The following is a 22,664-nucleotide window of genomic DNA, read 5'->3' as shown; positions in this document are numbered from 1 at the left end:
GAAACTCCCATGGCCACCGGGATTCAGCAGCAGCGGCCTTGGGGGTTGGCGTCCTGCCGGTCCATCCGGTCCCGCCAGAACTCGCGTTCAGTCATGACGGGACCGGAATGGCCTACAGCTTCGAAGTGCTCAACGTACTTTTGGTACGCGTCGGCGCCCATGACCGCCCGGAGGTAACCGGCGAAGCCACGGAGGCCCTTGAGGACGGCATTCATCAGTGATGCCCGGCCTTCTCCAAACGCTTCTCCGGCGGCAGTGCGTTCCATGTTGCCTGCAACTCCTTCTCCGCTGCCGTCGGGATCAGGCCGGCGGGGGCGAACACCTTGGAGGGGAGGGCAGAGTCCTCATGGTCCTCGCCGCCTCCGGCGCGCAGGGCCCGCACCGTCGCGATGATGGCTGTGACGATCACAATGATGCTGAGGGTCACGAAGATGACCGACAACACTCCCTGGATCATGGTGTTGCGGACCACGGCTTCCATGGCCGCTACGGTCTTGGCCGTGCCGAACTCCGTCTTTCCGTCCGCCAAAGCCTTGCTGAAGGCTGCGTTGTTCGCGACATAGCCGACGGCGGGAACAGGCGAGAAGATCTTGTGGAAGCTCGCCGTAATGGTCACGACGGCGGCAAAGGCCAACGGGACGGCCACGATCCACAGGAACTTGAACGTTCCGCGTTTCGCCGCGATGGCCATGCAGACCGCCAAGGCAATGGCAGCCAGCAACTGATTCGCAATGCCGAACAGCGGGAACAGGGTGTTGATGCCGCCGAGCGGATCCGTGACGCCCATCAGGAGGACGGCGCCCCACGCTGCCACCATGATGGCTGTGCAGATCCAGGCACCCGGGCGCCATGACGCTTCCTTGAACTTGGGAACAAAGTTGCCGATCGAGTCCTGCAGCATGAAGCGGGCTACGCGGGTGCCTGCATCGACGGCCGTCAGGATGAAGAGCGCCTCGAACATGATTGCGAAGTGGTACCAGAACGCCATCATTCCCGGACCGCCGATGAACTGCTGCATGATGTGCGCCAAGCCAACGGCCAGGGTGGGAGCACCGCCGGAACGGGAGATGATGCTCTCCTCCCCCACGTCGCTCGCGGTCTGCGCCAGGACGTCGGGGGTGATGTTCACATTCGCCAGGCCCAGGCTGTTCACCCACTGCGCAGCGGACTCAACCGTTCCGCCGGTGAGCGCCAAGGGTGCGTTCATGGCGAAGTAGATGCCCCGGTCGATCGAGATTGCGGCCACCAGGGCCATGATCGCGACGAAGGACTCCATGAGCATGCCGCCGTACCCGATGAACCGGGTCTGCCGTTCCTTCTCAATGAGCTTCGGCGTAGTGCCGGAGGAGATGAGGGCGTGGAAGCCGGAGAGGGCACCGCAGGCAATGGTCACGAAGAGGAACGGGAACAGCGCACCGGAGAAGACCGGACCGTTCTCACGGCTGGCGAACTCGCTGAAGGCCGGGACGTTGATCTCCGGACGGACCACGATGATGGCCACGGCCAGCATGGCGATCACACCGATCTTCATGAAGGTGGACAGGTAATCGCGGGGCGCCAGCAACAGCCACACCGGCAGGATGGCGGCGATGAAGCCGTAGATGATGATGCCCCAGGCGATGGTCACCTTGTCCAGGTGGAAGAAGGCTGCGCCCCATTCCGTTCCGGCCACGGCGCCGCCGCCGATGATGGCTGCCATGAGCAGTACGAAGCCGATGATGGACACCTCCATCACCCTTCCGGGACGGATGAAGCGAAGGTAGACGCCCATGAAGAGCGCGATCGGGATGGTCATGCCCACCGAGAAGACACCCCACGGGCTCTCACCCAAAGCGTTGACCACAACCAGCGCCAGGATGGCGACGATGATGATCATGATCAGCAGGGTGGCCACCAGGGCGGCGGTTCCGCCGATGACGCCAAGTTCCTCGCGCGCCATTTGGCCCAGGGACCGGCCGCCGCGGCGCATGGAGAAGAACAGCACCAGATAGTCCTGCACGGCACCGGCCAGTACGACGCCGATGATGATCCAGATAGTGCCGGGGAGGTACCCCATCTGGGCTGCGATGACAGGTCCCACCAGCGGCCCGGCACCGGCGATCGCGGCAAAGTGGTGCCCGAACAGGACGTTCCGGTCCGTGCGGACGTAGTCCTTGCCGTCGGCTTTGTATTCGGCCGGGGTGGCACGACGGTCATCCGGCTTGGTCAGATACCGTTCAATGACCTTGGAGTAGAACCTGTAGCCGATCAGGTAGGTACAAACCGCTGCGAAAACGAACCAGATGGCGTTGACAGTCTCGCCGCGGACCAGGGCCAGCATCACCCAGGCGACGCCGCCCAGCAGCGCAATGGCTACCCAGAGACCGATCTTGGCGGGAGTCCATTTCCGTTCCTCGGCTTCGCGGACTGAATCGTCCACTGCCGGCGCGGGCAGCGTGGGGTCCAATCCCTCCACGAGTCCGGTTTGCTCAGGTAACTTGCCCATTTTCTCCTCCTTGAGACCTGCCGCGGCGCTGTGCTGCCTGCGTTGGCGTCATGATGCCGTGCGCGGACACACGACAAGCGCACGCTAGCAAGGAGGTTCCCCGGGGAAGGGCGACCCACCGCCCAGGCCCGTCCGGGTGCGGTGAACGGTAGTGATGCTGCGATGAACGGCGGTTAGTTGGAGTGGTTGCGGCCTTGAGCCTGCACCATCCGGGCTTCGCACAGGTCCAGCCAGCGGACCTCGGCTTCCGCTTGGAAGATCAGGGAATCCAGGACCAGGAGCCAGGCCGTATCCGCCGGGCGCTGACCCGCCGAGGCCGCCTTCCTGGCCTGGGTGTAGTCCTGCAGGGCGCGCAACGAAACCTCGCGCTGGGATTGGATCACCGCGGAAGGATCGACGTCGGGAAGGGTGACGGCGAGCGCCAGCTTGATGGCGATCTCGTTGCGGGGCGGGTTGCCGCGCTCAACCGCATCCTCAAACCAGGCATCCACCTCGGCTACCCCGGCGTCAGTGATGCTGTAGACGACGTGTCCCCCGCCGTCGTCGCCGTCTTTGCTGACCAGCCCGTCCCGCTCAAGGCGGTCCAGGGTTGTGTACACCTGCCCGATGTTCAACGGCCACGCGGCGCCGGTGCGTTCTTCGAATTCCGAGCGCAGCTCGTAGCCGTACCTGGGCTGGCCCTGGAGCAAGGCCAGGAGGCTGTGCCGGATGGACATGGGGCTCCTCGCTGTAGTGGTCGGGTCAGAGCAGCAGCAGGACTTTTCCTACGTGGTCGCCGGAGTCGAAGTACTTGTGCGCCTCCCCCACCTGTTCCAGCGGGAACGACTTGGCCACGAGTGGTTTGATTCGCCCGTCGGCGAGCATGGGCCACACCACCTCCCGAACGGCGGACATGATGATGCCCTTCTCCGCCACCGGCCGGGGGCGCAGCGCCGTAGCGATGACGGCAGCCCTCTTGCTCAGGAGCTGTCCCAGGTTGATCTCGGCCTTGGTGCCGCCCTGGAGCCCGATGATCACCAGCCGGCCGTAATCGGCCAGTGCATCGATGTTCTGCTGGAGGTACTTGGCGCCCACGACGTCGAGGATCACGTCGGCGCCTTTGCCGCCGTTTTGTGCCTTGAGGCTTTCGACGAAGTCCTCTTCGGCGTAGTTGATGGCGATGTCGGCACCCAGGAACGCTTTGGCGGTGCCCACTTTCTCATCAGTGCCGGCAGTGGTGGCCACCTTGGCGCCGTAGGCTTTGGCCAGTTGGATGGCCATGGTGCCGATGCCGCCCGTCGCGCCGTGGATGAGGACCGTCTCGCCTTGCTGGAGCTGTGCCGTCATGACGAGGTTCGAGTAAACAGTGGCCGCCACTTCCGGAAGACCCGCCGCCGTCACCAGGTCCACGCCCTCGGGTAGACGCAGCACTTGTTCGGCCGGTACCGCCACCTGCTGGGCGTAGCCGCCGCCGGAGAGCAGCGCGACTACCTTGTCCCCCAAAGTAAAGGCCTTGGTGACACCAGGCCCGAACCCGGCGATACGGCCCGACACTTCAAGGCCGGGAATCTCCGAGGCCCCTGGCGGCGGCGGGTAAAAGCCCCGGCGCTGTTGGACGTCGGCGCGGTTGAGGCCTGCGGCTACGACGTCGATCAGCACCTCGCCCTCGCCGGGCACCGGTGCCGGTACTTCCCTTACTTCGAGGACTTCGGGTCCGCCTGGTTCGGAAATAAAGACGGCTTTCATGACGAACTCCCGTTTTCTTGCTGCACTAACCGGCTCCGGGGCCTGAAAGTACGTGATGTTTTGGTACAGCCAACTCCCTATGAAACACTACTAGGCAGGGAAGGTTGTCCGAGCGGCCTAAGGAGCTGGTCTTGAAAACCAGTGTGCGGTAACCCCGTACCAAGGGTTCAAATCCCTTACCTTCCGCGTAACAAGTGCCCCGGGTTCCAGAACCCGGGGCACTTTCTGCTTTCCAGCCCTCTTTGCCGCCGCTGCCGTCCGGTTATCTGAGAACCTGCCCCCGGATAGCCATTGAAAGTGTCAGAGGCCGCACATAGTGTTCTATCGGGCAACCTTCCGCTTACCGGCAGGCAATGCCCCATTCATCCGTTCGCGCTGAGCTAGACCCGAGGCAGCTTTACCCGGAGCAACTTCCGGTTCATCGTCCGCGCCATGGAACGTGGACGCCCTCAGCGAGCCCGGCTGGGCTCCCTCACGAAAGTAAGAGCGGATGCGACGTAAGCACTGGAAATTCCTGGCGGGCACTGTCCTGTCAGCGGGGTTGGCAGCGGCCCCACTGACGGCTGTGCCGGCCCTCGCAGCAGATGATCCCGCGGCTCCTGGTTCGCCGGTAGTCGTCAATGAGGCGTATTTGCTGCAGCCGGAGTCCGGCACCAAGACCATCGCCGAGATCCAAGGCACCGGCCCCGCCAGCCCACTCGTCGGCAGCACCGTGACCACCCGCGGCAAGGTGACCGCGGCCTACGCCACCGGCGGCCTGAACGGCTACTACGTCCAAAGTCCGGGGACGGGAGGCGACAGCAGCGGGGCGGCCAGGACGGCGTCGGACGCTTTGTTCGTCTATTCCCCTACGACGGCGGGTTCCGTTCAGCCGGGCGACTACCTGGAACTGACCGGCGTCGTGAGCGAATTCGCGAACCAGACCCAGATCACGGTGCAAGCGGCGGGTGTCACAAAACTGAATGATCCCGCCCCGGAAGTGAAGGCCACACCGCTTTCCCTCCCGGCCAACGACGCCGCACGCGAGCGCCTCGAAGGCATGCTGATCGCACCCCAAGGCGACTTTGTGGTGACGGACAACTACGCTCTGAACCAGTACGGCGAGATCGGCCTCGCGGCCGGCACATCACCCCTGGTGCAGCCGACGGCGGTAGCCCCGTACGGTTCGGCAGAGTATTCGGCGGTTGTGGCTGACAACGCGGCGCGCGGCATCAAGCTCGACGACGGCGCGTCCACCAACTTCCTTAAGGACGCCACCACCAAAGCCCAACAACTGCCCTACCTCACTCCGGAAAACCCCGTCCGGGTAGGTTCGGCTGCCACGTTCACGACCGACGTTATCCTGGGCTACGGCAACAACTCCTGGAAGTTCCAGCCCCTCGCGCCCCTGACTGCGGCCACTGCGGACGGGGTGCAGCCCGCGTCCTTCGCTGTTGCACGCCCTGAAGGCCCTGCCGACGTGGGCGGCAACCTCAAGCTGGCCTCCTTCAACGTCCTGAACTACTTTCCCACCACGGGCGATCAACTCAGCGGCTGCGTGTACTACACCGACCGTGATGGCAACCCCATCACCGTCAAGGAAGGTTGCAACGCCCGCGGCGCCGCCAACGCGGAGAACTTCCAACGCCAGCAGGCCAAGATCGTCGCCGCCATCACCAAGTCCGGGGCCGACGTTGTCTCCCTGGAAGAGATCGAGAATTCGGCCCAGTTCGGCAAGGACCGCGATGCCGCTTTGGCAACACTGGTGGACGCCCTGAACGCGAAGACCCCCGGGGTGTGGGACTACGTCCGCACGCCGGCGAATGCTCCTCCGCTGAGCGATGAGGACATGATCCGGACGGCCTTCATTTACAAGAAAGCCACGGCCGAACCGGTGGGTGGCTCCGTGATCCACAACGACACCGATGCCTTTGCCAGTGCCCGCAAGCCTTTGGCCCAGGCCTTCAAGCCCCCAGGCGCAGCAGATGACACCAAGTTCATCGCAATCGTCAACCACTTCAAGTCCAAGGGATCCGCCGCCACGCCGGAGGACACGGACAAAGGCCAGGGTGCATCGAACCTTGCCCGGACACGCCAGGCCGAGTCGCTGCTCGCTTTCGCCAAGGACCAGCAGGTTTCCATGGGCACGGACAAGGTCTTCCTGATGGGCGATTTCAATGCCTACGCCAAGGAGGACCCCCTCAACGTCCTCACCGGCGCGGGCTACACCAACCTCGAAGCAGGGCCGGGCAAGCATTCCTACTTGTACGGCGGAATGGTCGGCTCGCTGGACCACGTTCTGGCTTCTCCCGCCGCCCTCCCGACAGTCACGGGAAGCGACATATGGAACATCAACTCCGTGGAGTCCGTGGCACTGGAATACAGCCGGTATAACAACAATGTGACCAACTACTATGCGTCGGACGAGTTCCGGGCCAGCGACCACGATCCCGTGGTGGTCGGCCTTGACCTGGCACCAAGTGCGCCGCAGACCGTAGACCTTCAGTTCCTGGGGATCAACGACTTCCACGGCAGGATCGATTCCAACACCGTACTGTTCGCCGGAACGGTGGAGAAGTTGCGTGCTGCCGCGGCACCGGGCGCCACGGCGTTCATCTCGGCCGGGGACAACATCGGAGCATCACTCTTTGCCTCCTCCGTGGCGAAAGACCAGCCCACTATCGACGTCCTGAACGCCCTCGAGCTGCAAGCCTCCGCGGTTGGCAACCATGAGTTCGACGGCGGCTGGGAGGACCTGCGCGACCGCGTCGCCGCGGGTGGCACCAACGCTAAGTTCGCCTACCTTGGCGCGAACGTCTACCAAAAGGGCACCACCACTCCCGTCCTGCCCGAGTACAAGGTGCTGGAACTCAACGGCCTGCGCGTGGCAGTGATCGGCACCGTCACCCCGGAGGTTCCTTCCCTGGTGACTCCGGCGGGCATCGCCGACCTGGAGTTCGGTGATCCGGTGGATGCCATCAACCGGGTTGCGGCGAAGATCAAGGCTGAGGGCGCCGCTGACCTGATCATCGTCGAAAACCACGACGGCGCAGCGTCCGGAACGCCCGACGGCGCCACGTTGGAGGAGGAAGTTGCCGCCGGAGGACCGTTCGCGAAACTCGTGAACCAAACCACGCCCGACGTCGCGGCAATCTTCACCGGCCACACCCACAAGGAATATGCCTGGGACGCCCCGGTGCGGGACGCCGACGGGCAAGCCACCGGAAAGACCCGGCCGATCATCCAGACCGGCAACTACGGGGAGAACGTGGGAACCGTGACCTTGACCGTGGACGTGGCTTCCAAGACGGTCACCGCCTACGAAGCATCGATCGTGGAGCGCACCACCGACACTCCCGAAAGCCTCGTTGCCGCCTACCCCCGGGTGGCAGCCGTGAAAACGATCGTGGACAAGGCCTTGGCTGACGCCAAAGAGATCGGCAACCAGCCGGTAGGGGTAGTGACCGCTGATATCACCACGGCGTTCACGCCGGACCCCGAAGGCGGCGCCCCCAAGCGGGACGACCGCGCGAGCGAGTCCACGTTGGGCAACCTCGTGGCGGACTCACTGGTGGACACGCTCAAGGCGCCGGAACTGGGTGCAGCGGAGATCGGCGTCGTTAATCCCGGCGGGCTCCGCAACGAGCTGTACTACGCCCCGGACGGAACCATCACCTATGCCGAGGCGAACGCGGTGCTGCCGTTCGTCAACAATCTCTGGACGACGTCCCTTACTGGCGCACAATTCAAGACGCTCCTGGAACAGCAGTGGCAGACCAACCCCGACGGAACGGTACCGAGCCGCCCGTACCAGCAGTTGGGCTTGTCCAAGAACGTCAACTACACCTACGACGCCGCCCGCCCGACAGGTGAGCGCGTCACCGGGATCTGGGTGGACGGTACGCCGATCGATCCGGCCAAGCAGTACAGGATCGGTACCTTCAGCTTCCTAGCCACCGGCGGTGACAACTTCCGCGTCTTCCAGGAAGGCAGCAACACCAAGGACACCGGGCTGGTGGACCGGGATGCGTGGATCAAGTACCTCCAGGCGCACAACCCGGTATCGCCCGACTTCGCGCGCCGTTCCGTAGCTGTTGCCAACACAACAGCCAGCGACGTCACGGCCGGAGATGCCCTGAGCCTGGCCGTTTCCAAGCTGGACCTGACGTCCATCGGCAGCCCGGCGAACAAGACCCTCAAGGCCTCGTTCGTCGACGCCGCAGGCACCACCGTGGAGTTGGGCGATGTTCCGGTGACCTCCGGTGCCGCGAACGTCAACGTCACGGTTCCCGCCACAGCAGCAGCCGGTACCGCGACGCTGGTGCTCACCGCCGTCGAAACCGGCACCACGGTCAAGGTCCTGGTCACGGTGGCGGAGAGCGTCCCGAATCCGCCGCAATGCACGGCACCGGCCAAACCATCCAAGTGGTACGACATTGCGGGCTGGCTCCGCTACGCCATCGCCTGGTTGGAATATCAGAGGTGCCTGAGGGGCTGACAAACCCGGGTTGGCAGTGAAGGGGCCAGGCCCCGCGTCCGTGTGGTCGCGGGGCCTGGCTTTTTGTGTCCTACTTGCGTGCGGGTTCAGGCTCGGGAAGCCGTTCAGCGTCCTCTTGCAGGCTCGCGCGGAAAGCTTCAAACCGGGCCACGTGGGCCGGCCGGCGGCGCAGGATGGCCCACGCGATGCCCAACGCCACGAACCACACCGGCGTGACAAGCAGCGCCATGAGGGTGTCCGGCTGCGTGGTCAATGCCCACATGATGAACCCGAAGAACGCGAAGACCACCCAAACCATCACAACACCGCCGGGCATCTTGAACGCGGAGCCATCGTGCAGTTGCGGACGACGCTTCCGGAAGGCGAGGTAGCTCGCCAGGATGATCGACCAGACGAACACGAAGCACACGGCCGACACCGTGGTGACCATGTCGAAGGCCTTGCCAACGTCCTGGCCGGCGTACATGAGGACGACGCCGGAGAGCAGCAGCACGCAGGAAAGGAACAGCGCGTTGCGGGGTACTTTGCGTCCGGAGAGCGCACTGAAGACTGCGGGCGCGTCGCCTTCCTGCGCCAAGCCGTAAACCATGCGGGACGTGGAGTAGATCCCGGAGTTCGCGGAGGACATCGCCGAGCTCAACACCACGAGGTTGACGATCGTGGCTGCGGCCCCAAGCCCGGCAAGCGAGAACATGGCGATGAAAGGGCTGTGGCCGGCCGCGAACTGCGTCCACGGAGTAACGGACATCAGGATGATGAGGGCGCCTACGTAGAAGAGCAGCACACGGATGGGAATGGAGTTGATGGCCTTGGGAAGGTTTTTCTCCGGATCCTTCGCTTCGGCAGCGGTGGTTCCCACCAGTTCAATACCCACGAACGCGAAGACTGCGATCTGGAAACCGGCCACGAACCCCATGAATTCGTTGGGGAAGAAGCCTCCATGGGACCAGAGGTTGGTGAAGCTGGCAGGGCCGGCATCGGACTGGAAGCCACTGAAGATCATGAACAGGCCCACGATGATGAGCGCCGCAATGGCCACGATCTTGATGAGGGCGAACCAGAATTCCGTCTCGCCGAAGGCCTTCACGGTTGCCAGGTTCAAGAGCAGGAGGATGCCGATCGTGATGAGTCCGGGAATCCAAAGGGGCAAGCCCGGCCACAGCTCTTCCGAGTAGCCGGCTATCGCAATGACGTCCGCGATGCCCGTGATAACCCAGCAGAACCAATACGTCCATCCAGTGAAGAATCCCGCCCACGGACCCAGAAGGTCTGCGGCGAAGTCGCTGAAGGACTTGTAGTTCAGGTTGCTCAACAGCAACTCGCCCATGGCCCGCATGACGAAGAACAGCATGAAGCCGATGATCATGTAGACGAAAATGACGGAGGGCCCGGCGGCGGAGATGGTTTTCCCGGAGCCCATGAACAGGCCGGTTCCGATGGCACCGCCAATGGCGATCAGTTGGATGTGGCGGTTGCTGAGTTGCCGTTCGAGGTGGGGCTCATGGTTGTTGTCTGTTGGCGGGCGCTGAATCGTCATGAGGAACTCCATTGTTCAGGCGGCACCGGAATGCCACGATGATTCGGGTTCCTCCCCGCTCTGTCATTGACCTGAGAGTTTCCGCGTGCCTGCAGACAGGAACGCTTGCACCTTCGGTGAGCCCGGTGGGAACCGTGCTTCTTTCCAGAGTTGCCTCGCCGCGGCGGTACAGGGTGCCTGAGAGATTCCTGGGGAGGGTTTGCTCCTACGGCGCCTGACGGGATGTACCGGCAGGACTCTCCCGCCGCGGATCACTAGCGCGCATCACCAGCCGGTGACGCAGATCACACACTAGCGAAGGGCGGGCACCCGCTGCAAACGCCCGGCATCCACGGTCGTCATAAAAGGGGTTAAAGCCCCAGGATGCTCCGCGCGATCTCGTCGGCGTCGCGCAGCGTCCGCTGTCCGCTGGTGTAGGCCTGGCCCGTTGCCGGTTTCGCCTCGGCAGCGATGGCGGTCCCCCACTGGGTTGCCGACAGCTGAAGGCCCAGCACGTACAAACCCTCGGTTACCGAGCCGTTCGCGGCCACGGGCCGGTAAGGATGTGGTTCCACATCCAGGCCGGTGGTCTGCACCGGCGTCCCCTCGACGCTCATCATGATCTTGGTTCGCACCAGGCCGTCCTCCATGAGCTGTTCCAGCAACGGGGAGACGTTGATACCCACCCGGTTGGCGGGCGACATCGCTTCAATCAGGGTCCTCGCCTGCACGGGCGCATCCCGCACCCAGGGCGAAAAGGCGCGGAAGACCTTGGCGTTTCGGTCCACGCTGAATTTCGGGTCCGGCCCCACGAAACTCACGACGCCGGCACGCGCCAAGGCGGCCAGCTGCTCCGAACGAAGTGCGGGAGGCCCGCTGGCCAGTCCCTCGACGAAGGATTCGAACCAGCCGCGCAGCTCCGCCACCCACGACTCATCCGTGATTCCACCGTCCGCCACCACGGTCTTAAGGATCGCGCGGCCCGTATGGAGTGCGCCGATCGCCATCTTCACAGGATCGGCTTCGCCGAGCTCCGAACGCAGGGCATCATCATCCAGGTAATCGGTGATGGCCTTGTCCAACTCGCGGCGGGAGGCGAAGGTCCGGCCCGCCAACGGGGCGGCGAGCGCCCGAAGGTTCAGCCGGCGCGAAGCCACCACGTGTTTTTCGACCAGCGCCCCCACTTCGGTTTCCCAGTTGCCCGTTGCGTGCGCATGCGGCTGCAGCGCGTCCTCCAGGTCGGCCAGGAATTGGGCCGAGTCCCGGATCGCGGCCGGTTGGGACCGTGCCAACGTTGCGTAGTACGCCCACAACGCGTCCCGGTGCAGGAGCGGCCACAGATCATGGTCGAAGCCGGGCTGGATCCCCGCAGCCCGGAAGCGGTCGACGGCGGCTTCCGTCAGGTAGCGGAGGGTGATGCTCGTGGCGTAGTAGCCGGACAGCCCGGCTTTGGCCCGGTACGGGGTGCCTCGCCTGGACGCTGCGATGATTTTCGGTTCGCGCCCGGAAGCACGGTACTCCAGGGCGCCGGTACCCGGGGCGACGGCGTCCACGAATTTGCCGCCGCGGCCCTCGGTCAGCTGCCCCATGACGTCGAAGAAGTTCAGGCCCATTCCCCGGACCAGCACGGGTTCGTTGTCCGGCACTATGGACCAGTCCACGTCGGCCGGAGGCGCCGGAGGGAAGTACAGCAGTCCGTGTTCTTCGGCGGCCACCTGGAAGGAGCGTTGCTCGGGGTTCAGGCGGGCTTCAATGTGGCCAAGGGCGAGCACCACCGAATCGACGGTGAGGGTACCGCCGTCGGCCAGTTCGACGTCGAACGCCTTGCCCGCCGGGCGGGCCGCCACCGCCGACGTTTCATGGAAGGTGACGTCCACGCCGTCGGGCACCCGCTGGAGCAGCTCAGCCAGCGTCTGCTGCAGGTAACGCCCGTACAGGGCGCGGCTCGGGAAGTTGTCGGACGCCAGCGCGGACAACTCGGCCTTCTCGGCGTCGCTGAGTCCCTGGCCGTCACGACGCCGGGTCACGCGCCATTCGTCGAACGAACCGCCCGCCAGAGGCGGGGCAAGCTCCGGTTCCTGGGGAATCAGGGTGGGATAGAACGACTGCGTGTTCATCAGGTACAGCCGGGACTGCCCGGGCTGCCAAACGTGCCCCGAACCGGCCGGATAGGGGTCAATGACGTGGATGTGGAGCGTGCTTCCGCCGTTCCCTGCCGCCGCCCGGTTCGCGAGCAACCGCTCAAGGACGCTGGTACCCCTGGGACCAGCCCCGACAAGGGCAACACGGTTGGTTTGGGAAGTAGCCACGCTCAAGCTTAACTTCTGCATGACTTGCTTCCCTTTTACCTGTGTTGCTTGGATGGGGCGATGACCACCACAGCAGCTGATCAATCGCCCTTGCCCGAAGAACGCGAGCAGCCAGGGCCCCGCCACGCCGACGTCGCACCCGAGCCAACGGATGAGTTTGTCTGGTTGGAGGACATCCACGGCGAAGAACAGCTGGCATGGGTCCGTGAACAAAACGCCCGAACCGAAGAACTCCTGGAAGACGCCGGATACGCGGCGGTGGAAGCGGGCATCCTGGAGGTCCTGGACTCCACCGACCGCATCGCCATGGTGAACAAGCGGGGGGACTTCTACTACAACTTCTGGAAGGACCGGGAACACCCCAAGGGCCTCTGGCGCCGCACCACGTGGGAGAGCTACCTCTCCGACGCACCGGACTGGGACGTGCTGCTGGATGTGGACGCCTTGGCAGCCTCCGAAGGTATCGAGTGGGTGTTCCACGGGGCCGGCTTCCTTCGCCCGTCCGACGGTTCCGACTACCGGCTCGCCATGGTTTCCCTCTCCCCCGACGGCGGCGACGCCAACCGGTACCGCGAATTCGACCTCGCCACCAGGACGTTCGTGGACCCGGCCGATGGTGGCTTTGACCTACCCACCGCGAAGGGCCATGTCAGCTGGCTCGATGCAGACACTCTCCTGGTCTCCAGCACCGCCGACGGACTACCCGCAACATCCTCCTCCTACGCCCGAACCGCGGTGAAGCTGCGCCGCGGCGAATCCCTGGCATCAGCGGAACAGATCTTCGAGATCCCCGAAGACCACATGCTGGCCATGGTCGCCCACGACTCCACGCCAGGCTTTGAGCGCACTTTCGCCGTGGACTACATCGACTTCTACAACCAGCGGACGTCGCTGCTCCGTGACGGCGCCTGGATGGACATCGACGTCCCGACGGACGTCAACATCAGCGCGCACCGCGAATGGCTGATGTTCCGTCCACGGCACGACTGGTCCGTTGCCGGCGTCCAATACCCTGCCGGCTCCCTCCTCGCGGCAGGCCTTGAAGAGTGGCTGGCCGGCACACGCGACGTGGTGGTGCTGTTCACGCCCGACGACCACACGTCCCTGCAGTCCTGGAGCTGGACCAGGGACTACCTGCTGCTGAACCTGCTGCGGGACGTCTCCTCCGAGATCCGGGTGCTGGACCCCTCAAAGCCGGACGACTCCGGTTCCTGGGCCTGGAGCACCCTGGACGCCTGTCCCCCGCTCCATGACGTCAACGCCTATGCAGTGGACGACGAGGACGAATCCGGCGCCGGAAACGACTACTGGTTGGTGGCCACAGGTTTCACTACTCCCACGACCCTCACGCGCGGCTCACTCGGACCTGCCGGGAGCCACCACGAAGAGGTGAAGCGCTCGCCGTCGTTCTTCAACGAAGCCGGGTACGAGGTCCAACAGCACTTCGCTGTTTCGGCCGACGGCACCCGCATCCCTTACTTCCAGGTCGCTTCCAAAGACCTGGTCCTGGACGGTCAGAACCCCACGCAGCTCTCCGGCTACGGCGGGTTCGAGGTCTCCCGCACCCCTGCCTACAGCGGAACGATCGGCCGGGCATGGCTTGAACGCCGCACCACCGGGGAGGACGCCCACGTCCGCGGCGGGGTGTACGTGGTGGCCAACATCCGCGGCGGAGGCGAATACGGACCGTCCTGGCACCACGCAGCCCTCCGGGAAAACAGGCACCGCGCTTACGAGGACTTCGCAGCGGTTGCGCAGGACCTCATCTCGCGGGGAGTCACCAACCGGAAACGCCTGGGGTGCGTGGGCGGCTCCAACGGCGGGCTGCTGGTGGGCAACATGCTCACGCAGTACCCCGAACTGTTCGGGGCGATCTCCTGCGGGGTGCCGCTGCTGGACATGCGCCGATACACGAAGCTGTCCGCCGGATACTCCTGGATTGCCGAATACGGAGATCCCGATGTGCCCGGGCAGTGGGAATTCATCCGCACGTTCTCCCCGTACCACTTGCTCCGTGACGGAGTGGAATACCCGGAAACGTTCATCTGGACTGCGACCTCGGACGACCGCGTGGGTCCCGTCCAGGCCCGGAAGATGGCCGCCCGGATGCAGGCCATGGGCATCCCCAACGTCTGGTTCCACGAAGCCTTGGAGGGCGGGCACGCCGGAGCTTCGGACAACAGGCAAGCCGCCGCGCTGCAGGCCAGGAGCAACCACTTCCTCTGGCGGGCGTTGGCCGGGGGCGAGTAAGGCCCAGGCTTGGTTGACGGCTGTTTTGCACTGTGCCGCACGTTCTGCGTATCCTTGGTGGGCTAGCAATAGCAATTGGAGACGTGCCAGAGCGGCCGAATGGACTTCACTGCTAATGAAGGGTCGGGGTTAAACTCGACCGGGGGTTCAAATCCCCCCGTCTCCGCGAAGTGGTCCCGGTTTTCGAACCGGGACCTTTTGCGTTTAACCCGGGGTTGCAGGACCCCCTTCGAGCGTTAGCGGCGTTAGCGGGGTTGGCGGCCACGACCGCCTGCACTGACCTCCGCGCCGGCATCCCGGTGAAGCATCAGGCTGTCCACGGTACTCACGAGCATCAGTACTGCCATGGCCAGGAAGGCCCCTTTGTAAGCGGTGTTCTCCCCACCCAGGAACCCGGCGGTTTCGAACAACCGGAGGAACAGTGCTCCCACGGCAATTCCGGCACCGGCCGCCAGCTGCACCAGCGTGGCAGAGATGGCATTGGCCGACGGCAGTTGCTCAGGGACGATATCCGCGTACTGCACCGAGGCGTACGCGGAGAAGCCGATGGACCGGAAAGCGCCGCTGAGCAGCAGCAGGCCGAAAATTACCGGCTCGGGAGTCTCGGCCGACAGGAAGGCGCACAGAACAAACGTCACCGCCGAGGCGAAAGAGGCAAAGACCAGTACGGGCTTGAACCCGAACCGCCGGATGATGGGGGTGGTAGCCGGTTTGATGCCGATGTTGCCCACAAAGACCGCCGCCACCATGACACCGGCCTTCAGGGGATCCCAACCGAATCCATCCTGGAACATCAACGGCAGCAGGAAGGGAACCGAGCTGATGGTGAGCCGGTAGATGAAGCCGCCCGTGGACGTGGCACGGAAAGTCCTCGTTCCGAAGACCCCAAGGTTGAACAGCGGGACTTTTGCCCTGGTCATCCACCAGACCGCTCCGGCCAAGGAAAGGACGCCGCCTCCAACCACTACCGCAGCCACCAGCCCCGGTGTGTGGCCGCCCAATGTTTCAAGGCCTACCACCAGGGCACCCACGCCAAGCGTCGTCAGCAACAGTCCCAGCCAGTCAAGCCTGCGTTTATCCCCGACGGCGGTCCGGGGAACCAAGCGCAGCGCGGCGATGAATGCGGCCAGGCCCAACGGGAGGTTGATGAGGAAGATCCAGTGCCAGGAGAGGAACGTCGTCAGCGCTCCGCCGACCATCGGGGCCAACACCGGTGCAAGAAGGCCCGGCCACACGAGGTAAGCGGTGGCACGGAGAAGCTCGGACTTCGGCGTTCCCCGGAGGACCACCAGCGTCCCGACCGGAACCATCATGGCCCCGCCCGCACCTTGGGCCACCCTGCTGAGCGTGAGCATCGTCAGGTCCTGGCTCACCGCGCACAGCAGGGACGCGATCGTGAATACTGCAATGGCGAAGCAAAACACCCTCCGGGCGCCCATTCGTTCCGCCAGCCAGCTGCTCAACGGTATCCCCATGGCCACAGTCACCAGGTAGGCGGTCATGGTGATGTTGACATCTGCTGCGGGCACGCGGAAATCGGAGGCGATGCTCGGGATCGCGGTGGTCAGGACGGTTCCGTCCAGGAACTCCATGAAGAAGGTGGCCGCCACCAGCAACGCGAGCTTTGGCTGCCACATGCTCTCACTTGGGGCTGCGACGTCGGTGCGGTTCGATTCTGTGCTCATGGCTCCGGTCCGGATCAAACGGTATCCCGCGCTGGGAAGCGGGTGTGTTTCATCGATCCTATAGACGGGATGTGGGAGCGATCACAACATGACACAACCTGGCCGGGCATGACACGGGTCCTGCAGCGGTCCTGTCCGCAGCAAGGGGCGGCGGCCGCTATCCAGCCTGGGCCAACGCCAGGGGAAGGACCGCCCCCGCACCTGCTTCCCGGAGGCACCGGCCGGCCACCGTCATGGTCCACCGACTGTCGATGAGATCGTCCACCAGGAGCACAGGCCGTCCTTGCGCGCCCACCAACGCCTGGCCAAGTTCTTCACCCACCGCAAACCGTTCCCATACTCCCGCAAGGCGGTAAGCGCTGTTGCCACCCCGGGCTCCAACGGGTCCGCCATGTTGAGGTTGCAGGGCACCCAAGTACGGCATGCGGCCTATGCCGGCGATTCCCCGGGCCAGCGAGTCCACCAGCTGTGGTTTGCTCCTGGAAGGAACACTCACAACGGCCACCGGACGGCCCGCTCCACTCCACGCCGTCCCGCCCTCGGCACCGGACCACTCCCGCAGCACCTGAACGCAGGCTTGGAGCATGGCAGGGTCCACTTGGCGGTCCGGAGCGCCGGCGGCAAAGAGTTCACGCAGCGCTCCGCCCCAGCCCAGGTCGGTCAGGCGGGCCAGGACACGCCCTTCCGCCACGGACTGGTCCGGCTTGATCTTGCCCTTCACCGCCACACCCAGCCGGTCCATTCCGGACGGCCACTGCAGCCTCGGCTCCACCACAATTCCCGCCCGGCGAAGCGTTTGCCCCGCAGCGTCAGCGGCTGCCTCGGCAATGTCCTTCGGGAACCACTGCCCGGCACAGTTGTCACAACGGCCGCAAGGTGCCGCGGTTTCATCGTCGAGGACTGAGGTGATGTACTCCATGCGGCACCCCGAGGTGTCCTCGTAGACGATCATCGATTCCTGCTCGTCCACGCGTGCCTCGGCAATGCGGGAGTAGCGTTCAGCATCGTAGGCCCAGGGTTGCCCGGTTGCCTTCCAGCCACCTCCAACCCGTTCCACCGCTCCATCCACGGCGAGCACCTTGAGCAGCAGCTCCAGGGGCGTCCGGCGCAGGTCCACCCTCGCTTCCAAGGCCACCGTGGAAAGGGCGGAACCAGCTTCATCCAGGACGTTCAGGACGGCCTGCGCTTTCTCGGCCGAAGGCATCGAAGCGGTGGCCAAGTATTGCCAGATCTCGCGGTCTTCGGAGCCGGGAAGCAGCAGGACGTCGGCATTCGCAGCGCCACGTCCGGCACGGCCCACCTGCTGGTAGTACGCGACAGGCGACGACGGCGCGCCCAGGTGGATGACGAAGCCGAGATCGGGTTTGTCGAACCCCATGCCCAAGGCTGACGTCGCTACCAGCGCTTTGACCTGGTTGTCCTTCAATAATTGCTCCGCGCGCTCCCTGTCCGCGGGATCGGTGCGTCCTGTGTAAGCCAGGACGTTGTGCCCCGCCTCGGCAAGCAGGCGGGCGGTGTCCTCGGCGGCGGAAACGGTCAGGGTGTAGATAATCCCGCTGCCGGGCAGATCGTTCAGATGCGTGAGCAACCAGCCAAGGCGGTCCCGGGAGTCAGGGAGGTTAAGCACTCCCAACCGCAGGGATTCCCTGCCCAAGGGGCCGCGGATGGTCAGTACCCCTTCCCCGAGCTGCTCCTCGATGTCATGGACAACACGCGAGTTCGCCGTGGCCGTGGTGGCCAGCACGGGGACGGTTTCCGGCAATTGCGTGATCAGGTCCGCGATGCGGCGGTAGTCCGGCCGGAAATCGTGGCCCCAGTCCGAAATACAGTGCGCTTCATCAACCACCAGCAGACCCGTCCGCCGGATCAACTCGGGAAGCTGGTTCTCCCGGAAGGAGGGATTGGTCAGGCGTTCCGGGGACACCAGCAGGACATCGACCTCGTCCGCCGCCAGCTGGGCCAGGACCGTATCCCACTCCAATGCATTTGCCGAGTTGATGGCTACGGCCCGTACACCTGCCCGGGCCGCAGCAGCCACCTGGTCCCGCATGAGCGCCAGCAAAGGGGAAACAATCAAGGTTGGCCCCGCCCCGCGCCTGCGCAGCAACAGGGACGACACGAAATAGACGGCGGACTTCCCCCACCCGGTACGCTGCACCACCAGGGCCCTGCGTCCAGCGTCCACCAGCGCTTCGATGGCCTCGAATTGTCCGTCATGGAACTCGGCTTGGGGATTCCCGACGAGCTCCCTGAGGCATTCAAGCGCCTGCTGGCGTGTAGGCGACTGCACAGGAAGAGCGACATTTTGCGGGATGTTGGCCATGTCCCCAGTATTGCAGCAGGGCCTGACAGCGAAAACGGGCAGGAAGGGCTATGTGGACAACCGTTCTCCACATAGCCGGGAGGCGGTTCATGCCCATTTGCACCCTCACAGTAGGATTGAGCGCGTGACTAGCGAGCAGACTAAGACCTTTGACCTCTCGGCCTCTTTCAAGGCGTATGACGTCCGGGGCATCGTGGGGGAATCAATCACGGCCGAGATCGTAGAAGCCGTGGGTGCTGCATTTATCGACGTCCTTGGGTTGGAGGGTGAGACCGTTCTGGTGGGCGGGGACATGCGGCCTTCCTCGCCCGAGTTCAGCCAGGCGTTCGCCAAGGGCGCTGCCACCCGCGGCGCCAACGTGCAGTTGCTGGACCTTATTTCCACGGACGAGCTGTACTACGCCTGCGGCGCGCTTAATGCAGCCGGCGCGACGTTCACTGCCAGCCACAACCCGGCCGAGTACAACGGCATCAAGATGTCCAAGGCCGGAGCCCAGCCCATCTCTTCGGAGAGCGGTTTGAAGGAGATCCAGGCCCTGGCCGAGGAATACCTGAACCAGGGCAGCATCCCGGCCGCCGCCACGCGTGGCCAGATCGGTGTGCGGGATGTCCTGAAGGACTACTCCGAGTACCTCCGCAAGCTCGTGGACCTTTCCGGTTCCCGGCCGTTGAAGGTTGTTGTCGACGCCGGCAACGGCATGGCGGGGTTGACCACCCCTGCGGTCCTGGGTGACAAAATCCTCCCGGGCCTGCCTTTTGAGATTATTCCGCTGTACTTCGAGCTTGATGGATCGTTCCCGAACCACCCGGCCAACCCGTTGGAGCCGGAGAACCTGCGTGATCTGCAGGCCGCCGTGGTCAAGCACGGTGCGGACATCGGTTTGGCTTTCGACGGCGATGCTGACCGGTGCTTCGTTGTTGACGAGAAGGGTGACCCGGTGTCTCCTTCGGCGATCACCGGCATGGTGGCCCGCCGTGAAATCGCCCGGGCAAAGGCCGCCGGGGAAGAGACTCCGGTGATCATCCACAACTTGCTCACGTCCAAGGCCGTGCCGGAACTCGTCGCTCTTGACGGCGGCCGTGCTGTCCGCACCCGGGTGGGCCATTCCTTCATCAAGGCCGTGATGGCTCAGGAAAGTGCCGTGTTCGGCGGGGAGCACTCCGCCCACTTCTACTTCCGGGATTTCTGGAATGCGGACACCGGCATGCTGGCTGCCATGCACGTGCTTGCCGCGTTGGGCGAGCAGGACGGTCCTCTCTCAGAGCTGGGCCGCCAGTACGAGCCCTACGTTTCCTCCGGTGAAATCAACTCCGAGATCGAGGACAAAGCCGCAGCGGTAGAGCGCGTTCGGGTCGATTTCGAGTCCGAGGACGTCGAGATCGACAACATGGACGGCAGCACATTTACCGCCAAGGACGGCAGCTGGTGGTTCAACCTGCGCCCGTCCAACACCGAGCCCTTCCTTCGTCTGAACGCCGAAGCGAAGGACCAGCCCACCATGGAGAAAATCCGCGACCGCGTCCTGGCCATCGTCAGGGCATAGGGGAGCCATCATATGAGCCACGAACCTCAAGCAGCGGGGAATGCGGCGGAGCAGGAACTCAGGGACACCTTGGGCACAGCCATTGGCACGGCCCAGGAACACCTCCTGCAGAACGGCGGCTTCCTCCCCTTCGGAATCACCTTGTCCAATGACGGTGAACTCAGGATCGTCCTGGTAACCCCGAATGAGCCGGACGAAGACGGTCACCTCGATGCTGAGCAGATGCTTGCCGACGTGCAGGAGCTCCTCAAGCAGGGGCGAAACGACTACCGCGCGGTAGCCGTTGCCTACGATGCCAGCCTGCCGGAACATGGTTGCGATGGAATCACCGGCGCGGCCGAACACAGGGACGGCACCGTACTTGCCGCGATAGTTCCCTATCATGTAACAGACGATGGGTTCACCTTTGAGCCCATGGAGCCGGACACCCACGAGCCGTCAGTCTGGGTGGACTAGACCCGCACTACCTTAGGTGAAGCGATGAAGATCAACGCGTTCGCAGATGTAAGCCTCCGCGCCATCATGGTGTTGGCAGCTGCGCCCGAGGGGACTTTGCTGACCACTCAGGCTGTGGCGAATGCCGTCGGCACCCCGTACAACCACGTGAGCAAAGCAATGGTCCGGCTCCGCGAACTCGGCCTGATCGACGTCGAACGTGGCAGGCTTGGCGGCTCCCGGCTCAACGCTGCCGGTCGTAAAGCAACCGTGGGGCAGCTCCTCCGCCACCTGGACAGCAGGCAAGACCCGGCGGAGTGCCAATCCCCCAACGGCGACTGCCCGCTGCTGACCGAGTGCGGTTTGCGCCATGCCATGAAGCGGGCCAGGGAAGCTTTCTACAAGGAACTCGACACCGTGGTGATCGCGTCCCTGCCCCACGCCCGCCAGATGAATCCGGTCTTCGCTACCATCGGCTTGCGTCCCCAGTTTGGCACGGATCCGTCACCCGCTTCCCAGCCCGCCGTCACCACGGCGTGAGACCTCCGGCGTAACGAACCCCCTCGATTTGCACTTCTTTTCTACGGGGAGTAGAAATTGATCTAAATACAGGTATTTGAAATACATGTATTGATCCGGTCCGGCGCAGGTGCACGGACCCCAACCCCAGGAGAACCATGCTCTCGGAAAAGTCCCGCCCCGTCATTGAAGCCACCCTTCCGCTGGTCGGATCGAGGATTGGCGAAATCACCGCCGATTTCTACAACCGCTTGTTCACAGCACACCCCGAACTCCTGGATGGTCTTTTCAGCCGATCGAACCAGCGTTCCGGCGAGCAGCAGAAGGCCTTGGCCGGGAGCATTGCCGCTTTCGCCACGCACTTGGTGAACAACCCCGGCACGCTGCCGGAAAAGGTCCTCTCCCGCATTGCGCACAAGCACGCTTCGTTGGGCATCGTCGAGGAGCAGTACGGCGTGGTTTACGAGCACCTCTTCGCAGCCATTGCCGCCGACCTGGCCGATGTCATCACCCCGGAGATCGCAGAAGCATGGACCGAGGTGTACTGGCTCATGGCGGACGCCCTGATCAAGTTGGAGAAGGACCTCTACGCAGCGCAGGCCAACACCCGCATGTGGATGCCGTGGCGCGTCGTCAGCAAGGAAGCAGCAGGCAAGGATGCCATGACCTTCACGCTGGAACCGGCGGATGAAACCCCCATCACGGAAGCCAAGCCAGGACAGTACGTCAGCGTCAAGGTCACCCTTCCTGACGGCCTCCGCCAGGTGCGCCAGTACTCACTGTCCGGCGACGCCGGCACCAGCCGGATCTTCACCACCAAGCTCAACGACGGCGGTGAGGTCTCCACCGCCCTGCACACCGCCGTCGAGCCCGGGGACATCCTGGAGATCTCCAACCCCTATGGCGAAATCACGCTCAAGAACGAGGCAGGCCCGGTGGTTCTCGCTTCGGCCGGCATCGGCTGCACGCCCACCGCTTCCATCCTGCGCTCCCTGGCAGATACCGGCACTGACCGCGATGTAGTGGTGCTGCACGCCGAACGTTCCATGGACAGCTGGGCGCTCAGCGGCCAGATGACCGCCGACGCCGCCAGGATCGATGCCGACCTGCAGCTGTGGCTTGAGACTCCGCAGGCCGGCGCCAAGGAAGGTTTCATGTCGCTTCGCGAAGTCGATCTTCCGGCAGATGCCTCGCTCTACCTGTGCGGCCCGCTGCCCTTCATGAAGAAGATCCGCGACGAGGCCATCGAAGCGGGCATCCCGGCAACGCGGATCCACTACGAGGTCTTCGGTCCGGACGTCTGGCTCGCCAACTAAGGCAAGGAACGACGGCGGCCTGTCACCTTTCGTACAAAAGGTGACAGGCCGTCGTCGTTCACTCAGGGACGCCATTGTCCC

The 22,664-nt window shown here is 64.2% G+C and carries 14 protein-coding genes, 2 tRNA genes and 1 riboswitch; of the genes, 8 read left to right on the top strand and 8 right to left on the bottom strand.

Translation table 11 applies throughout. From position 1 onward, the window contains the following. Window positions 1–23: 23 nt before the first annotated feature. The 4 genes from RI444_RS03860 to RI444_RS03845 form a co-directional block, all read right to left on the bottom strand. The gene (locus tag RI444_RS03860) at window positions 24–215 is read right to left on the bottom strand and encodes a YbdD/YjiX family protein (RefSeq protein WP_207605956.1); all 192 of its coding nucleotides are present in this window, start codon (window positions 213–215) and stop codon (window positions 24–26) included. Further along, the gene (locus tag RI444_RS03855) at window positions 215–2,485 is read right to left on the bottom strand and encodes a carbon starvation CstA family protein (protein WP_207605101.1); all 2,271 of its coding nucleotides are present in this window, start codon (window positions 2,483–2,485) and stop codon (window positions 215–217) included. The genes RI444_RS03860 and RI444_RS03855 overlap by 1 nt, the downstream gene beginning before the upstream one ends. Window positions 2,486–2,658: 173 nt before the next feature. Further along, window positions 2,659–3,201, bottom strand: coding sequence for a PadR family transcriptional regulator (locus tag RI444_RS03850; RefSeq protein WP_021474667.1), 543 nt, complete (start codon window positions 3,199–3,201; stop codon window positions 2,659–2,661). Between the two features lie 25 nt (window positions 3,202–3,226). Further along, window positions 3,227–4,210: an NAD(P)H-quinone oxidoreductase gene (locus RI444_RS03845; RefSeq protein ID WP_021474668.1), complete on the bottom strand. Its 984-nt coding sequence runs from the start codon at window positions 4,208–4,210 to the stop codon at window positions 3,227–3,229. A 98-nt stretch (window positions 4,211–4,308) separates the two neighbouring features. Here RI444_RS03845 and RI444_RS03840 point away from each other — a divergent pair. Beyond that, window positions 4,309–4,396, top strand: a tRNA-Ser gene (locus tag RI444_RS03840). A gap of 304 nt (window positions 4,397–4,700) precedes the next feature. Continuing rightward, on the top strand, window positions 4,701–8,687 hold the full coding sequence (locus RI444_RS03835; RefSeq protein WP_207605102.1) for an ExeM/NucH family extracellular endonuclease: 3,987 nt from the start codon (window positions 4,701–4,703) through the stop codon (window positions 8,685–8,687). 70 nt (window positions 8,688–8,757) lie between these two features. On the opposite strand, the gene cycA is transcribed toward RI444_RS03835, so the two are convergent. Both cycA and RI444_RS03825 read right to left on the bottom strand, forming a co-directional pair. Further along, window positions 8,758–10,224 (bottom strand): D-serine/D-alanine/glycine transporter, encoded by a 1,467-nt coding sequence (cycA, locus tag RI444_RS03830; protein WP_021474670.1) that lies wholly within the window; start codon window positions 10,222–10,224, stop codon window positions 8,758–8,760. A 154-nt stretch (window positions 10,225–10,378) separates the two neighbouring features. Then, a riboswitch (glycine riboswitch) is annotated at window positions 10,379–10,478 on the bottom strand. A gap of 96 nt (window positions 10,479–10,574) precedes the next feature. Next, on the bottom strand, window positions 10,575–12,512 hold the full coding sequence (locus RI444_RS03825) for an FAD/NAD(P)-binding protein (protein ID WP_031217320.1): 1,938 nt from the start codon (window positions 12,510–12,512) through the stop codon (window positions 10,575–10,577). 60 nt (window positions 12,513–12,572) lie between these two features. Between RI444_RS03825 and RI444_RS03820 the strand changes: the two genes are divergently transcribed. Then, on the top strand, window positions 12,573–14,762 hold the full coding sequence (locus tag RI444_RS03820) for a prolyl oligopeptidase family serine peptidase (RefSeq protein ID WP_207605103.1): 2,190 nt from the start codon (window positions 12,573–12,575) through the stop codon (window positions 14,760–14,762). A 77-nt stretch (window positions 14,763–14,839) separates the two neighbouring features. Continuing rightward, a tRNA-Ser gene (locus tag RI444_RS03815) sits at window positions 14,840–14,928 on the top strand. A gap of 79 nt (window positions 14,929–15,007) precedes the next feature. Here the strand turns inward: RI444_RS03815 and RI444_RS03810 are convergent. Then, entirely contained in the window at window positions 15,008–16,447 is a 1,440-nt protein-coding gene (locus RI444_RS03810) for an MFS transporter (protein WP_031217322.1), read from the bottom strand. A gap of 157 nt (window positions 16,448–16,604) precedes the next feature. Continuing rightward, entirely contained in the window at window positions 16,605–18,770 is a 2,166-nt protein-coding gene (locus RI444_RS03805) for a RecQ family ATP-dependent DNA helicase (protein ID WP_207605104.1), read from the bottom strand. Window positions 18,771–18,894: 124 nt separating this feature from the next. On the opposite strand from RI444_RS03805, the gene RI444_RS03800 reads away from it, so the two are divergent. The 4 genes from RI444_RS03800 to RI444_RS03785 all read left to right on the top strand — a co-directional run bounded on the left by RI444_RS03800 (window position 18,895) and on the right by RI444_RS03785 (window position 22,583). Then, a complete protein-coding gene (locus tag RI444_RS03800) occupies window positions 18,895–20,313 on the top strand; it encodes a phosphomannomutase/phosphoglucomutase (protein ID WP_207605105.1) in 1,419 nt (472 codons plus the stop codon). 12 nt (window positions 20,314–20,325) lie between these two features. Beyond that, a complete protein-coding gene (locus RI444_RS03795; RefSeq protein WP_021474535.1) occupies window positions 20,326–20,769 on the top strand; it encodes a hypothetical protein in 444 nt (147 codons plus the stop codon). Window positions 20,770–20,793: 24 nt separating this feature from the next. Then, window positions 20,794–21,288, top strand: a complete 495-nt coding sequence (locus tag RI444_RS03790; protein ID WP_021474536.1) for an RrF2 family transcriptional regulator — start codon at window positions 20,794–20,796, stop codon at window positions 21,286–21,288. Between the two features lie 137 nt (window positions 21,289–21,425). Further along, entirely contained in the window at window positions 21,426–22,583 is a 1,158-nt protein-coding gene (locus RI444_RS03785; RefSeq protein WP_207605106.1) for a globin domain-containing protein, read from the top strand. Window positions 22,584–22,664: the final 81 nt, after the last annotated feature.

This window comes from Paenarthrobacter sp. AT5 (assembly GCF_032764245.1).
Classification (GTDB): domain Bacteria; phylum Actinomycetota; class Actinomycetes; order Actinomycetales; family Micrococcaceae; genus Arthrobacter; species Arthrobacter ureafaciens.
This window is presented reverse-complemented; position numbering and strand designations above follow the sequence as displayed.